The 13,675-nt window shown below is 73.0% G+C and carries 14 protein-coding genes and 2 pseudogenes; 6 read left to right on the forward strand and 10 right to left on the reverse strand.

The genetic code is table 11. The features are described from left to right. The first annotated feature begins 70 nt into the window (after positions 1-70). Positions 71-1,105: a peptidoglycan-binding domain-containing protein gene (locus tag ACZ5GT_RS07375; RefSeq protein ID WP_469016094.1), complete on the forward strand. Its 1,035-nt coding sequence runs from the start codon at positions 71-73 to the stop codon at positions 1,103-1,105. Between the two features lie 76 nt (positions 1,106-1,181). Here the strand turns inward: ACZ5GT_RS07375 and ACZ5GT_RS07380 are convergent, their stop codons facing one another. Beyond that, positions 1,182-1,706 (reverse strand): molybdenum cofactor biosysynthesis protein, encoded by a 525-nt coding sequence (locus ACZ5GT_RS07380; RefSeq protein WP_469016097.1) that lies wholly within the window; start codon positions 1,704-1,706, stop codon positions 1,182-1,184. A 122-nt stretch (positions 1,707-1,828) separates the two neighbouring features. Between ACZ5GT_RS07380 and ACZ5GT_RS07385 the strand changes: the two genes are divergently transcribed. Next, entirely contained in the window at positions 1,829-2,275 is a 447-nt protein-coding gene (locus ACZ5GT_RS07385) for a hypothetical protein (RefSeq protein ID WP_469016100.1), read from the forward strand. 94 nt (positions 2,276-2,369) lie between these two features. On the opposite strand, the gene ACZ5GT_RS07390 is transcribed toward ACZ5GT_RS07385, so the two are convergent. The 9 genes and pseudogenes from ACZ5GT_RS07390 to ACZ5GT_RS07430 all read right to left on the reverse strand — a co-directional run bounded on the left by ACZ5GT_RS07390 (position 2,370) and on the right by ACZ5GT_RS07430 (position 9,484). Then, complete coding sequence (locus ACZ5GT_RS07390) at positions 2,370-3,044, reverse strand: hypothetical protein (RefSeq protein ID WP_469016103.1); 675 nt, start codon at positions 3,042-3,044, stop codon at positions 2,370-2,372. Positions 3,045-3,394: 350 nt separating this feature from the next. Then, complete coding sequence (locus tag ACZ5GT_RS07395) at positions 3,395-3,778, reverse strand: ArsR/SmtB family transcription factor (protein ID WP_324788275.1); 384 nt, start codon at positions 3,776-3,778, stop codon at positions 3,395-3,397. Positions 3,779-3,990: 212 nt separating this feature from the next. Further along, entirely contained in the window at positions 3,991-4,365 is a 375-nt protein-coding gene (locus ACZ5GT_RS07400; protein ID WP_324788276.1) for a roadblock/LC7 domain-containing protein, read from the reverse strand. A 260-nt stretch (positions 4,366-4,625) separates the two neighbouring features. Beyond that, a pseudogene (locus tag ACZ5GT_RS07405) lies at positions 4,626-5,012 on the reverse strand (electron transfer flavoprotein subunit alpha/FixB family protein); the annotation flags it as partial. A gap of 80 nt (positions 5,013-5,092) precedes the next feature. Continuing rightward, positions 5,093-5,836 (reverse strand): electron transfer flavoprotein subunit beta/FixA family protein, encoded by a 744-nt coding sequence (locus tag ACZ5GT_RS07410; protein ID WP_469016249.1) that lies wholly within the window; start codon positions 5,834-5,836, stop codon positions 5,093-5,095. Further along, positions 5,834-6,475: pseudogene (locus tag ACZ5GT_RS07415) on the reverse strand (acyl-CoA dehydrogenase family protein); the annotation flags it as partial. The gene ACZ5GT_RS07410 and the pseudogene ACZ5GT_RS07415, both read right to left, overlap by 3 nt. After that, positions 6,370-7,437 carry an acyl-CoA dehydrogenase family protein gene (locus ACZ5GT_RS07420; RefSeq protein WP_469016114.1) on the reverse strand — a complete coding sequence of 356 codons (1,068 nt, stop codon included), beginning with the start codon at positions 7,435-7,437 and terminating at the stop codon, positions 6,370-6,372. The pseudogene ACZ5GT_RS07415 and the gene ACZ5GT_RS07420, both read right to left, overlap by 106 nt. Then, positions 7,437-8,606 carry an acyl-CoA dehydrogenase family protein gene (locus ACZ5GT_RS07425; protein WP_469016119.1) on the reverse strand — a complete coding sequence of 390 codons (1,170 nt, stop codon included), beginning with the start codon at positions 8,604-8,606 and terminating at the stop codon, positions 7,437-7,439. Before ACZ5GT_RS07425 ends, ACZ5GT_RS07420 begins: the two co-directional genes overlap by 1 nt. Continuing rightward, the gene (locus ACZ5GT_RS07430; RefSeq protein ID WP_469016123.1) at positions 8,606-9,484 is read right to left on the reverse strand and encodes an enoyl-CoA hydratase; all 879 of its coding nucleotides are present in this window, start codon (positions 9,482-9,484) and stop codon (positions 8,606-8,608) included. The genes ACZ5GT_RS07425 and ACZ5GT_RS07430 overlap by 1 nt, the downstream gene beginning before the upstream one ends. 46 nt (positions 9,485-9,530) lie before the next feature. Here ACZ5GT_RS07430 and ACZ5GT_RS07435 point away from each other — a divergent pair, with 46 nt between their 5' ends. The 4 genes from ACZ5GT_RS07435 to ACZ5GT_RS07450 all read left to right on the forward strand — a co-directional run bounded on the left by ACZ5GT_RS07435 (position 9,531) and on the right by ACZ5GT_RS07450 (position 13,416). Then, entirely contained in the window at positions 9,531-10,697 is a 1,167-nt protein-coding gene (locus ACZ5GT_RS07435; RefSeq protein WP_469016128.1) for an acyl-CoA dehydrogenase family protein, read from the forward strand. Continuing rightward, a complete protein-coding gene (locus tag ACZ5GT_RS07440) occupies positions 10,694-11,479 on the forward strand; it encodes an SDR family oxidoreductase (protein ID WP_469016134.1) in 786 nt (261 codons plus the stop codon). The genes ACZ5GT_RS07435 and ACZ5GT_RS07440 overlap by 4 nt, the downstream gene beginning before the upstream one ends. A gap of 14 nt (positions 11,480-11,493) precedes the next feature. Then, entirely contained in the window at positions 11,494-12,114 is a 621-nt protein-coding gene (locus ACZ5GT_RS07445) for a TetR/AcrR family transcriptional regulator (protein WP_469016138.1), read from the forward strand. A gap of 144 nt (positions 12,115-12,258) precedes the next feature. Next, a complete protein-coding gene (locus tag ACZ5GT_RS07450; protein WP_469016141.1) occupies positions 12,259-13,416 on the forward strand; it encodes an acetyl-CoA C-acetyltransferase in 1,158 nt (385 codons plus the stop codon). Positions 13,417-13,675: the final 259 nt, after the last annotated feature.

Here is a 13,675-nt window from a genome sequence, read left to right on the forward strand (position 1 = left end):
CCGTCGGTCGTGGAGATCGCGTGGTGGAAAGCTGTTTAAAATCTGAAGATCGAATCGAGAGGGAACGTGCGTGAGTGAACCGACGGGGCCCGTCTGCCCGGAGTGCGAGACCCCCCGGGCCGCGGACGGCACGCCGGCCTGCACCTGCGCCCGACGCGCGTCCGACGCTCACCGTGAGACGCGTACGGCGGAGGCGGCGGTCGCGGAGGACTTCTCCCCGCTGCGCATACGGCCGTTCGTGGAGGTCGGCGCCGCCGCCGAGGCCCCGGACGCGCCGGATGCCCCGGACATGCCGGATGCCCCGGAGGCTCCGGAGACCTCCGACGCATCGGAAGCCTCGGACTCGCCGGATGAGCCGACCGGCTCCGCGAAGGCGGCCGGGGATCCTCGACCCACCGGCTCCGCAGCGGCGTCCGACACCGCGCCCGCGACGCCGGCGGCCGCCGGGGACGGTCCGTCCTCACGGCTCCCGGACGCCCCGGCCCCGCAGCTCACGCCGGACGGCACCCCCGGCCCCCGGCGTCGGCGTCGCGCGACCCTGGTCATGGGAGCGGGAGCCGCCGGGGCGGTTCTGCTGACCGGTGGTCTCATCGGGGGACTCTTCTTCTACACCGGCCCGTCGCGGGACGGCTCCGGCACCGACGGTGTGCGGGCGGCGCTGCCGGACGCGTCCACGGGCGACGCCCCGTCGTCCGGACCCGCCTCCGCCACGATCTCCTTCGCGCCGTCTTCAGTGGCCCCGGCGTCCTCCTCGCCGACCGCCACGACGACCGACAGCGCGACCGCCACCCCCACCGGTTCCGCCGAACCGACCCGGACCCCGGCCGACGCCGCCATAACCACCGCGCCCGTTCCCGCGCCGGGCGAGTCGGACGGCGGGGCACCCGTGCTGCGCCTCGGCGACCGGGGAGCGGAGGTCACCGAGCTCCAACTGCGCCTGCGCCAGGTGGGTTTCTATCAAGGGGACGCGGACGGCGACTTCGACGCCGAGGTCGAGAACGCGGTCCGCGGCTACCAGTTCACCCGTGTCGTCCTGGCGGACGAGCCGGGCCTCTACGGCGCGGCGACCCGGGCCGCACTGGAATCGGAGACCTCCGAGCCGTGATCCGCCGGCCCGGGGACGGCCCGGCGCGCGGGGCGCGTCGCTCACCGCCCGGGGCGCCTCGCCGGGGGTACGGCACTCACCGCCCGGCGCCGTCGCGGCTGTCGGCGGGCGCGTCGACGCACCGGAAGACGGCCGGCCCGAGGGCGATCACGCCGTCGGACAGGGGAGTGCACCGGACCCCGCCCTTTCCGCGCAGGGCTTTCTGCGCGCCCGGACCGATGATGACGTCCATCCAGGCGCAGGGCCGGGCCGGGCGGTTGACCAGGAACGTCACCGGACCGGCGCCGGAGTCGAGTTCGATCGTGCGGCCGACGAAGGCGTCGATGTCGACGCCGCGGAGCAGGATGTTGCGGCGGGTGTGCCGGAGGTCGGCCTCGGCGGCGATGTGCCGGGGCAGGTTCTCCACGGCCATCAGGGTGACGGCCGCGTCGCGGTGCGCGGGCCGGCCGAAGTAACGGTCGCCGACCAGCCCGAGACCGCGGCGCACCTCGACCTGCCGTACCCGCTCGTCCGCCGGTCCGTCCGAAGGCCCGTCGGCGGGCCGCCCGGCCAGCCGGTGCGCCGGAGAGACGAGCAGCTGAACCACCTCCACCTCGAGCATGCGGCCACCCTAGTGCGAGGGTGGGGAAGAGTGGTGCGCCCCGCTGCCGCCGGAGACCGGGCGGCTCCGCCGAACGTGCCCCGGGCGGGGGCGGGTTTGCCGTCGGTCTGAGCGGCAACGCGATGTTCATGAGTGAATCGAACAGCAACCCGAGTCGAGATTCCGCAGCGGCACGGAGCACGGCCGGCAAGGCCCGGCGGGCCGCCGGGAAGGCGACCGCCCCCGCGTCGAAGGCGGCGGACAAGGCCGCCGCGACAAGTGCTGACACGGCGTCGAAGGCGAAGAACACGGCGAAGGACACGGCCGAGCGCACGGCCGGGACGGCCGGCCAGGCCGTGCAGACCGCGGCCAAGAGCGTCGACGCGGGACGGCAGGCCGTCGTCGCCGCATCGGGACAGGCCGCCGTGCTCGCCAGGACGGCCTGGACGGTGATCTCGCAGCGCAAGCTCGTCGCGGCGGGTGTGGGCGCGGGTCTGACGGCGCTGAGCGCCACGTCGTACGCGGTGGGCCGGCGTGCGGGCCGGTGCGCGCACGGTCCGATCACGCGCCTGACCGGCGGGCGGATCTGACGCGCCGCATGTGTTCCCGCCGCGGTCGGCCGCACGGGCCGGCCGCGCCGGCGCGCTGCCGCGGCGCGTGGTCAGCCGCCGTCGCGTCGCATGGTCAGCCGCCGCCGCGGACCAGGTCCGTCAGGCGGGCGCCCTGTCCCCAGCGACGCAGGGCGATGCCGTCGACGAGGCAGGTCTTGCCCTGACGCCGTGCCCACCGCACGTCGCGGTCGGCGAAGGTGCCGCGGTGCACGACCAGCCGGAGATACGGCTCCTCGGCGCCGCGGTGCGGGTGGCGATGCGGCAGGTCCTCGTCGGGCAGCGGCTCGGCCACCGGGCGGAAGGCCACCTCCAGCCGGCGGCCGTCCCGGTCCCGGGCGCACAGCCGCGGACGGTCGGGCGCCGGCAGCAGCCGCACCCGCCAGCCGTCCCGCCGCAACATGCGCGCCACGGCCAACGCCAGTTCCTGGGTGCCGAGTTCGAGCAGCTCGTCCGGGGTGTAGTAGCCGAGCCGACGGCGCGCGGCCGGTGACCGGCGCCGGACGGCGACCGTGACGGCGAGGCCGAGGACCACCACACCTCCGACCGGGACGGCGACTCCCGCGGCGCGGTACCCCGCGGCCAGCGCCGCGACCACCGCGCACACCGCCGCCACCAGCCCCGCGAGCGGCGGCAGCACCTCCCGCAGCCTGGGCCCGTAGCGTCCCTGATCGCGCAGCAGCCGTACGGCGCGTCGTCTGCGGGCACGACGCGACTCGCGGGGTCCGGGAGTCCACGTCTGGCGTGCCACAGTGCCGACTCCCCCCGACGCGCCGCCCGCTCCGGCCCGTGCCGGCCGCCCCGAGTGCAGGGATACCCAGCCCGTGGCCGGTTCCGCGGCCGACGGAAACGATCCGGCCACGCGCGCCGGCGCACTGATGCGTCAGGCGTGCCGCGTGCTTCCGACGTGGCGTCGCCGAGACCAACACCCCTCCGCGCACATCGTCCGCTGGCCTGTCCCGGCTCAGGCCCGGCGCGCCGGCCACGGCACGGACGGCCACGGCACGGACGGCGGCACCGGCGGTGGCGGCCGTACCGCTCGCGCTCCGGCGGCGGGCCACGTCGGCGGAATCCGGCCGCCCGGCTCACCGCGGGACGCGCTCACCGTGCTTTCAACGGCGGCCGCGGCTGCGGAAACGGCGGAGCGACGGTCGGGGTGTCGGCCTGGCGGAGCTCGGCGAGGAGCTGGTTCTGCCCGGCCAGCAGCTCGGTGAGGATGCGCCGCGCCGCGCGCAGCAACTCGGCGACGTCACCACCGGCCAGCGCGTAGCGGACGGTGGAGCCGTCCCGTACGGAGACGACGATGCCGGACCGCCGCAGGACGGCCAGCTGCTGCGAGAGGCTGGACGGCTCGATGTCGATGTCGGCGAGCAGGTCCCGCACGGCCACCGGACCGTGCTGGAGCAGCTCCAGCACCCGGATGCGGACGGGGTGGCCGAGCATGCGGAAGAAGTCGGCCTTGGCCTGGTAGAGGGGGACGTGCATGGGTGCTCGCTCCCAGCAGGATCGGGTGGTACCGGACGGGACGGCCGCGGCGCGGCGATGTCCCGGGGTGTCCGCCGCGGGGCGGCACCCCGGGATGCTGATCCTTATCGCCCCGGCCCGCGCGCAACCGCACATTGGAATCATGCTGATGTGGTGACTTGAAGAAATTTTCACATCAGGGGCGTGCGAAGCCCCGGTCCCGGGTGGACGGCCTAGATCTCGAGCTGTTCCTCCACCCGCGTCAGCTGGTGGCGCGCCATCGCCAGGTTCGAACGGGCCTTGTCCAGGACCAGATAGAGGAACAGCCCGTTGCCGTTGCGGCCGGACACCAGGCGGATGAGGTGGTACTGGCCCTCCAGCGTGATCAGGATGTCCTCGATCCTGCTGGCCAGGCCCAACTGCTCCATGGTGCGCACCTTGGCCCGGATGACGTCCGTGTTGCCGGCCGCGGCGATCGTCAGGTCCAGGTCCTTGCCGCCGCCCAGCGTGCCGAGCGCCATCCCGCTGGTGTAGTCGACCACCGCGGCCCCCAACGCCCCCTCGATGCCGGCCATCATCTCCTTCAACGACACTTCCACACTCGCCACAGCGCCTCCCCTTGTCGTCCGTTGTCGTCCGTCGACTGCGGCGGGCCGGTCTTCGCCCCGGTCCCGCTCCGATGGCCGGACCGTACGCACATCGGCCGCGCACCCGGAGCGGGTCTGCGGGACTGACCCCGGATGACCGGACAGCGACCGGACGACGACCGGACGGGACCGCCTTGCGAAGGGAACTGGCCTTTTTACAAACGAAGTTGTGGCAGACGAGGTCAAGCGGCCGGGCGTCCCGCGCCGTTCGCCGCACCGCACTGGTTGGCCACCGGGCCCTCCTCGCCGGCCTCCAGGTCGACGGCGTCGGTGATGACACCGGAGCCGATGCGCAGCGCCAGACGGGCGGCGATCTCCTTGCCCTCCGCGGACGACGGCACCAGCACGGCGGCCGGGGAGACGGCCGCGACGGCGGCCTGCAGCGCGTCCACCTTCGGCACGACCAGGTAGTCGGCGTACTCGGACGCCTCAGACGTCAGCACACGCACCGCGCCGTGCTCACCGAGCACCGCGGCGGTGCCGGCGGCGCCGTCGCCGAGGGCGACGGCGACCGGCTCGCCGATGCGGCGGGCCAGCGTCAGCAGCTCCAGGGTGGGCTTGCGGACGGCACCGTCCACGTGATCGACGTAGACGAGGACTTCAGCCATGGGATTGCTCTCCTGCGAAACGAAGTTGAGGGGCGGTCAGCGAGTCGGGCTCAGATGAACTTCTGGCCCGCGAGGCTGCATCAGATGAATTTGCGCTCCGCGAGGAAGGCGGCGAGCTGCTTGCCGCCCTCGCCCTCGTCCTTGACGATCGTGCCCGCCGTGCGGGCCGGACGCTGGGCGGCCGACTCGACCACCGTGTACGCGCCCTCCAGGCCGACCTCCTCGGCCTCGATGTCGAGGTCGGACAGGTCCCAGGACTCGACCGGCTTCTTCTTCGCGGCCATGATCCCCTTGAAGGACGGGTAACGCGCCTCGCCCGACTGGTCGGTCACCGACACGACCGCCGGAAGCGACGCCTCAAGCCGCTCCGAGGCCGTGTCACCGTCCCGGCGGCCCTTCACGACGCCGTCCTCGACCGACACCTCCGACAGCAGCGTCACCTGCGGCACGCCGAGGCGCTCCGCCACCAGCGCCGGCACCACGCCCATCGTGCCGTCGGTGGAGGCCATGCCGGAGACCACCAGGTCGTAGCCGGCCTTCTCGACCGCCTTCGCCAGCACCAGCGAGGTACCGATCGCGTCGGTGCCGTGCAGGTCCTCGTCCTCGACGTGGACCGCCTTGTCCGCGCCCATCGACAGCGCCTTGCGCAGCGCGTCCTTCGCGTCCTCCGGACCCACCGTCAGGACGGTCACCTCCGCGGCGAGCGCGGTGCAGGCGAGATCCAGGACGTGGGACAGCACCCGGGCGCCGTCACCGTCCGTCCCGACGAGCCGGCCCTCGGCCCCCTCGCACGTCAGCGGCGCCAGCGGCCGTGTCCCGTCCATGGTCACGGACGCGGCGGCGCGAACCCCCGGATCGTCCGCGGCCACCTCGAAGAGGGAGACCCCGGAATCGGTGCGGGCGGCCACCAGGAGGACATCGGCGGTGGCGCCGTCGAGGACGTACTGCTTGACTCCGCGGATCCGCCAGGATCCGCCGGGGCCCGGTGCGGCCGTGCTCCGTATCGCCGCGGGGTCCCATGTCCCGTCCTCCGCCCACGCCAGCGCTCCCACGGCGGTGCCGGCGGCGATGTCCGGCAGCAGCCGCGCACAGGCCGCGTCGTCCCCGGAGGCGAGCAGCGCGTGTACGGTCGCGACGGCCGAGCCGAGATACGGGACGGGGCTCAGCACCCGGCCCAGTTCCGCCATCACCACGTGCACCTCGACCGCTCCGTACCCGGCGCCCCCGTACTCCTCGGGTACGCACAGGCCGGCGGCGCCGATCTGCTCGGTCAGCGGGCGCCAGGCGTTCGCGCCCTCATGACGGGCGAGCAACGACCTGACGGCTGACCGAAGTTCGTCCTGCTCCTGGGTCGGCCTCACTCGTCCGCCGCCTCTTGCGCGGACGCCGACGTTGACGCCGACGCGGGTGTGGGTGTGGGTGCGGGTGCGGTCCCCGGTCCGGCCAGGACGCGGGCCCGGCACACGGCGGGGGTGCCCCAGGCGTCACGGAGGGGCCGTGCCTTGCGGATCCACAGGGAAAGGTCGAATTCGTCGGTGTAGCCGAGGGCTCCGTGCAGATGCAGCGCGGTGAGCGCCGCACCGTGGGCCGCCCGTCCCGCCGCGACCTTCGACGCGGCGATCTCTCGGCCTGCGTCCGGGCTGCCCGCGGCCAGGGCCAGAGCGGCGGAGTGGAGCAGCGGCTGGGCGAACTCCAGCGCGATCAGCACGTCGGCCAGTCGGTGTTTGACCGCCTGGAAGGAGCCGATCGCCACACCGAACTGGGTGCGCTGTCCGACGTATTCCACGGTGCGCGCGAGCAGCGCGCGGCCCAGCCCGAGGGACTGCGCGGCCGTCGCCAGCCGGGCCACGCGCGACGCGTGTCGGGCGGCGGCGGTCACGGCGGGCCCCCGGGCGAGGACGGCGCCGCCGAGCGGACGGGCGAGCCGGCGGGCCGGGTCGGCGGACCGCTGCACCTCACCCGTCGACTCCGCGAGGCGGACGGTGTCCCCCTCGACGGCGAACACCCCGTCCGCCGTGGCGGCGTCCAGCGCGTACGGAGCGTCGGCGGTGAGCCGGGCGAAGGAGACGGCCGACTTGCCGGAGGCGATGCCCGGGAGCCACTCGGCCGCCGGCGCTCCGTCGTCGAGCCGGTCCAGGAACGCGGCCGCCGCCACCGTCTCCACCAGCGGACCCGGCACCGCGTGCCGGCCCAGTTCGGTGAAGGCGACGGCCAGTTCGACCGGCAGGAGGCCGACCCCGTCGTACCGCTCCGGCACGGCGAGGGCGAAGACACCCGCGTCGGCCAGCCTCGACCACAGCGCGCGTCCCGGCGCGGTGTCCCCGCCGGCCCAGGCCCGTACGACGGCGGGGGTGCCGGCCGTCGTGAGCATGGCGTCCAGCGATCGGGCGAACTCCCGCTGCTCGTCGGTCAGGAGGAACCGCATCACCGGCGTCCCTTCGGCAGGCCGAGCAGCCGCTCGGCGATGATGTCGCGCTGGATCTCGTTGGTGCCCGCGTAGATCGGGCCGGCCAGGGAGAAGGTGTAGCCCTCGGCCCAGCCGCCGTGCGCCGGGGCGTCGGGGGCGGCGTCGGACAGTTCGCCGTGCGCCCCGAGCAGGTCGAGGGCGGTCTCGTGCAGCGCGATGTCCAGTTCGGACCAGAAGACCTTGTTCAGGCTGGACTCCGCGCCGATCGAGTCCCCCTCGGCGATCCGGGAGACGTTCTGGTACGCGAACAGCCGGTAGGCGCGGGCCGCGATGACGGCGTCGGCCACCCGGTCGCGCAGGGCGGTGTCCGTCGGCTCGGCCGCCGAGCGCCACAGCTCGGTGAGCCGGTCGGCGGCGGCCGTGAACCGGCCGGGACTGCGCAGTGTCAGTCCGCGTTCGTTGCCGGCCGTGCTCATCGCGGCCCGCCAGCCCTGGCCGGGCTCGCCGATCACGTCCTCGTCGGGGACGAAGACGTCGTCGAGGAAGAGTTCGGCGAAGGCGGGCTTGCCATCGAGCCGGCCGATGGGCCGTACGGTCACACCATCGGCGTCCAGCGGGAACATCAGATACGTCAGACCGCGGTGGGGCCGGTCCGCGTCCGGATCGCTGCGGAACAGGCCGAAAGCACGGTCGGCGAAGGCGGCCCGCGACGACCAGGTCTTCTGGCCGCTGAGCAGCCAGCCGCCCTCGGTGCGGACGGCGGTGGAGCGCAGCGAGGCGAGGTCGGAGCCCGCCTCCGGCTCCGACCAGGCCTGGGCCCAGATCACCTCGCCGCTCGCCATGGACGGCAGGACACGGGCGCGCTGCTCGTCGGTGCCGTGCTCGAAGAGGGTGGGGGCGAGGAGGTTGATGCCGTTCTGGCTCACCCGGCCGGGCGCGCCCGCCGCGTAGTACTCCTCCTCGAAGATCAGCCACTCCAGCCACGAAGCGCCGCGCCCGCCGTACTCCTTCGGCCAGGAGACCACCGACCAGCGGTCGGTGAACAGGGTGCTTTCCCACTCCCGGTGGGCGGCGAAGCCCTCCGCGGTCTCCAGGGAGGGCAGCGGCTTCGCGGGGACGTGGGCGCGCAACCACTCGCGGGCCTCGCCGCGGAAGGCGTCGTCGACGGCGGTGAATCCGAGGTCCATCAGGCCGAACCCTTCTTCATGGCGCGGATGTCCATGCCGCCGAGCGAGTCGGCGGCGGTCTCGGCGTTGTGCGCGTGTGCCAGGTGATGCAGTCCGAAGACCGAGTCCATGCCGGTGTGCAGACCCTGGAGGTCCTCGGCCTGGTTGACGGCACGCTTGGTCAACGCCAGTCCCATGCGCGGCATCTCGGCTATATGGCAAGCCAACTTCGTTGTGTGATCGGCCAGTTCGGCTCGGGGGACGACTCGGTTGACCATGCCGACCTCGTAGGCGCGCTGTGCGCTCATCCGCTCACCGGTGAACAGGAACTCCTTGGCGATACGCGGCGGCATCACCCAGGGGTGCGCGAAGTACTCGACGCCCGGGATGCCCATGCGGACCACCGGGTCGGCGAAGAAGGCATCGTCGGAGGCGATGATCAGGTCGCACACCCAGGCCAGCATCAGGCCGCCCGCGACGCAGGCGCCCTGCACCGAGGCGACCACGGGCTTGGGCAGCTCGCGCCAGCGGCGGCACATGCCCAGGTAGACCTCGGACTCGCGGGCGAAGCGGCTCTCCGCCCCCGCCTTGTCCGAGTGGTCCCACCACAGCCCCGCCTTCCGTTCGAAGGGCAGGTGGGCGTCGCGTTCCGAGGTGCCGATGTCGTGGCCGGCGGAGAAGTGCTTCCCCGCGCCGGCGAGGACGACGACTTTGACCTCGTCGTCCGCGGCGGCCCGGTAGAAGGCCCGGTCCAGGGCGTAGGTCATCGCGGAGTTCTGGGCGTTGCGGTACTCCGGCCGGTTCATGGTGATCGTCGCGACCGGCCCCTGCCGGTCGTAGCGCACCGGGCCGTCCTGCTCCGGGGAGCGCTGGGCCGCTTGGTCGTGGGCAGCGGACATCCGCCCCTCCTTCCCTAACAAGTGTTTGGTAGGTTAACGTGCATCCATGAGCAGCGTCGAGGAGTTCCGCACCGAGGTCCGCGGTTGGCTGGGGGCCAATCTGAAGGGCGAGTTCGCGGCCCTGCGCGGGCGCGGTGGCCCCGGCCGTGAGCACGAGTCGTTCGCCGAGCGGCTCGCCTGGGAGCGCCACATGGCCGCGGCCGGCTGGACGTGCGTGGGCTGGCCGAAGGAGTACGGCGGGCGCGGGGCCACCCTGGAGCAACAGGTCGCCTTCCATGAGGAGTACGCCCTCGCCGACGCCCCCGCCCGGGTCAACCACATCGGCGAGCAGTTCCTGGGGCCCACCCTGATGGCCTTCGGGACACCCGGGCAGCGCGAGCGCTTCCTGCCGCCGATCGTCGCGGTGGAGGAACTGTGGTGCCAGGGCTGCAGTGAGCCGGACGCGGGCTCCGACCTGGCCAACGTACGTACCCGGGCCGAGCGCGACGGCGACAAGTGGGCGGTGACCGGACAGAAGATCTGGACCTCACTCGCCCACGAGTCCGACTGGTGCTTCGTCGTCGCCCGCACCGAACCCGGCTCAGTACACCACCAGGGGCTCTCCTGTCTGCTGGTCCCGCTGGACCGGCCCGGTGTGGACATCCGCCCCATCACCCAGCTCACCGGCACCAGCGAGTTCAACGAGGTGTTCTTCGACGGGGCCCGCACGCCCGCCTCGCACATCGTCGGCGCGCCCGGCGAGGGCTGGAAGATCGCCATGGCCACGCTCGGCTTCGAACGCGGTGTCTCCACCCTCGGCCAGCAGGTCGGTTTCCGCCGCGAGCTGGAGACCCTGATCGACCTGGCCCGCCGTAACGGCGCGGCCGGGGACCCGCTGATCCGCGACCGTCTCGCCCGCGCCTGGACCGGCCTGGAGACCATCCGGTTCAACGCGCTGCGCATGCTCGAGGGGGTCGCCGCCGGTGCCCCCGGCCCGGAGGCCTCCATCGGGAAGATCTACTGGGCCACCTGGCACCGGGAACTCGGCGAACTCGCCATGGACGTCTGCGGCGCCGACGGGATGCTCGCCGCCGGCGAACCCTACGACCTCGACGACTGGCAGCGGCTGTTCCTGTTCTCCCGGTCCGACACCATCTACGCCGGCTCGAACGAGATCCAGCGCAACATCATCGCCGAGCGGGTGCTCGGTCTGCCCAGAGAGGTCCGCCCATGACCACCGACCCCGTCTACGTCCCCGGCCACGGCCTGCTCAGGGGCCGGACCGCCGTCGTCACCGCCGCCGCGGGCGCGGGCATCGGCGGGGCCACCGCCCGGCGGCTGCTCGAGGAGGGCGCCGACGTGCTCGTCTCCGACACTCATGCCCGCAGGCTGGAGGAGACGCGGTCCGCACTGGCCGACGAGTTCGGCGCGGACCGGGTCACCGCACTGACCTGCGACGTCACCGACGAGAACCAGGTGGGCGCGCTCTTCGACCTGGCCCGGGAGCGTCACGGCCGGCTGGATGTCGTCGTCAACAACGCCGGACTCGGTGGCACCGCCGACCTGGTCGACATGAGCGACGAACAGTGGGGCAAGGTCCTCGACGTCACCCTCAACGGCACCTTCCGCTGCACCCGCGCCGCGCTGCGCCGGATGAAGGACGCGGGCAGCGGCGGGGTGATCGTCAACAACGCCTCGGTGATCGGCTGGCGCGCGCAGAAGGGCCAGGCCCACTACGCCGCCGCCAAGGCCGGGGTGATGGCGCTCACCCGCTGCGCCGCCCTGGAGGCCGCCGAGTACGGAGTGCGGGTCAACGCCGTCGCGCCGAGCCTGGCCATGCACCCCCACCTGGTGAAGGTCACCACCCCCGAACTGCTGGCCGAGCTGACCTCCCGGGAGGCGTTCGGCCGGCACGCCGAGCCCTGGGAGGTCGCGAACACGATCGTCTTCCTCGCCAGCGGCTACTCCTCGTATCTGACGGGCGAGGTCCTCTCGGTCAGCAGCCAGCACGCCTGAGCGAGGACGAGCGGGTGCCGAAAGCCAGCAGCAGCAAGAAGAGGGCGACACCGGCCTCGCCCGAGCGGCGCGAGGAACTCCTCGCCACCGCCGCCGAGGTGTTCGCCGCGCACGGCTACAACGCCACCACCATGCGCAGGATCGCGGACGAGGCGGGGATGCTCGCCGGCAGCCTCTACTACCACTTCGATTCCAAGGAATCGATGGTCGACGAGGTCCTTTCCACCTTCCTGAACGAGCTCTGGGACCGCTACGACACCGTCCTGGACGCGCAGCTCGACCCCCGGGGGACCATAGAGGCCCTGGTCACCGAGTCCTTCCGGGAAATCGGCCGGCACCGTGCCGCCGTCGCCATCTACCAGAAGGAGTCCGGGCACCTGCGGAGGCTGCCGCGGTTCGCCTACCTCGCCGACTCCCAGCAGAAGTTCGCCAGGGCCTGGCTCGGGACGCTGGAAAGCGGTGTGGCCACCGGAACCTTCCGCGCCGACCTGGACGTACGGCTCACCTACCGCTTTCTGCGCGACACCGTGTGGGTCGCCGCGTCGTGGTACCGGCCGGACGGACAGCACAGTCCGGAGGAGATCGCCCGCCAGTACCTGTCGATGGTGCTGGAAGGCATCGTCACAGGCACATGACGTCGCAGGGGAAGTGACGTCACAGGAACGTGACGTCGTGAGCACGTGACGCCGTACGGGGAGGACGCCGTACGGAGACGAAGCCGTCCGGACACCGCGCCGTACGGACAGGACAAGCTGAACATCACAGAAGGAGCAGCAGCCATGGCCGAGGCATACATCGTCGAAGCGGTCCGCACCCCCGTCGGCCGCCGGAACGGCGGACTGTCCGCCGTCCACCCGGCCGACCTGGGCGCCCATGCCCTCAAGGAGTTGATGGCACGCTCCGGCGTCGACCCGGCCGCCGTGGAGGATGTCGTCCTCGGCTGCCTCGACAACGTGGGTCCGCAGGCCGGCGACATCGCCCGCACCTGCTGGCTGGCCGCGGGCCTGCCGGAGGAGGTGCCAGGCGTGACCGTGGACCGGCAGTGCGGCTCGTCCCAGCAGGCCCTGCACTTCGCCGCCCAGGGTGTCCTCTCCGGGACCCAGGACCTGGTGGTCGCGGGTGGCGTGCAGAACATGTCGATGATCCCCATCGCCTTCGCCACCCGGCAGGCCGCCGAGCCGCTCGGGCTCACCGAGGGCCCCTACGCCGGTTCCGAGGGCTGGCGCGCCCGCTACGGCGACCGGCCGGTCAACCAGTTCGCCGGCGCCGAGATGATCGCCGAGAAGTGGGGCATCTCCCGCGAGGACATGGAGGAGTTCGCGCTGCACTCGCACCAGCGGGCCATCCGCGCCCTCGACGAGGGCCGCTTCGCCCGCGAGACCGTCGCCTTCGGCGACGTGAGTGCCGACGAGGGCCCGCGCCGCGACACCACGCTGGAGAAGATGGCGTCACTCAAGCCCGTCGTCGAGGGCGGCCGGCTGACCGCCGCGGTCTCCTCCCAGGTGTCCGACGGGGCGTCGGCGATACTCATTGCCTCCGAGCGGGCCGTGCGCGAGCACGGACTCACCCCCCGCGCCCGTGTCCACCACCTCTCGGCGCGCGGCGAGGATCCGATCCGCATGCTGTCGGCGCCGATCCCGGCCACGGCGTACGCGCTGAAGAAGGCCGGCATGTCGCTCGACGACATCGACCTGGTCGAGATCAACGAGGCGTTCGCCTCCGTCGTCCTGGCCTGGCTGAAGGAGACCGGCGCGGACCCCGAGAAGGTCAACGTCAACGGCGGAGCCATCGCCCTCGGCCACCCGCTCGGCGCCACCGGTACCAAGCTGATGACCACCCTGCTGCACGAACTGGAGCGCACGGGCGGACGGTATGGCCTGCAGACGATGTGCGAGGGCGGCGGCCAGGCCAACGTCACCATCATCGAACGCCTCTGAGCTGGCCGCGCACCGCGCTGCGGCGTCCGGTGACCGGGCGTCGCACCGCGGATCAGGGCCGGGACACCCAGGGGCCGGGCCGGCGCCCACGTGGGTCCGTCCGTTCGTGCCGAGGACCCGCTCGGTCCCGCTGTGCGGGGCGTACCGCTCGATCGGGCCCGCGCACCGCGGGGTTGCCCGGGCGGACTCGGACCCAGTTGTGGGTGAACCGGCCGCGCGGGCGCGCGGACGTCTGCCGGTACGGACATCCGTACCGGCA

Source organism: Streptomyces sp. NPDC031340, assembly GCF_055569945.1.

Coding starts and splice junctions, on each gene's coding strand:
- ACZ5GT_RS07410 (WP_469016249.1), bottom strand. CDS start 5,836: ATGGACGGGACACGGCCGCTGGCGCCGCTGACGTGCGAGGGGGCCGAG.
- ACZ5GT_RS07420 (WP_469016114.1), bottom strand. CDS start 7,437: ATGCGGTTCCTCCTGACCGACGAGCAGCGGGAGTTCGCCCGATCGCTG.
- ACZ5GT_RS07380 (WP_469016097.1), bottom strand. CDS start 1,706: ATGCTCGAGGTGGAGGTGGTTCAGCTGCTCGTCTCTCCGGCGCACCGG.
- ACZ5GT_RS07440 (WP_469016134.1), top strand. CDS start 10,694: ATGACCACCGACCCCGTCTACGTCCCCGGCCACGGCCTGCTCAGGGGC.
- ACZ5GT_RS07385 (WP_469016100.1), top strand. CDS start 1,829: ATGTTCATGAGTGAATCGAACAGCAACCCGAGTCGAGATTCCGCAGCG.
- ACZ5GT_RS07430 (WP_469016123.1), bottom strand. CDS start 9,484: ATGTCCGCTGCCCACGACCAAGCGGCCCAGCGCTCCCCGGAGCAGGAC.
- ACZ5GT_RS07395 (WP_324788275.1), bottom strand. CDS start 3,778: ATGCACGTCCCCCTCTACCAGGCCAAGGCCGACTTCTTCCGCATGCTC.
- ACZ5GT_RS07450 (WP_469016141.1), top strand. CDS start 12,259: ATGGCCGAGGCATACATCGTCGAAGCGGTCCGCACCCCCGTCGGCCGC.
- ACZ5GT_RS07435 (WP_469016128.1), top strand. CDS start 9,531: ATGAGCAGCGTCGAGGAGTTCCGCACCGAGGTCCGCGGTTGGCTGGGG.
- ACZ5GT_RS07425 (WP_469016119.1), bottom strand. CDS start 8,606: ATGGACCTCGGATTCACCGCCGTCGACGACGCCTTCCGCGGCGAGGCC.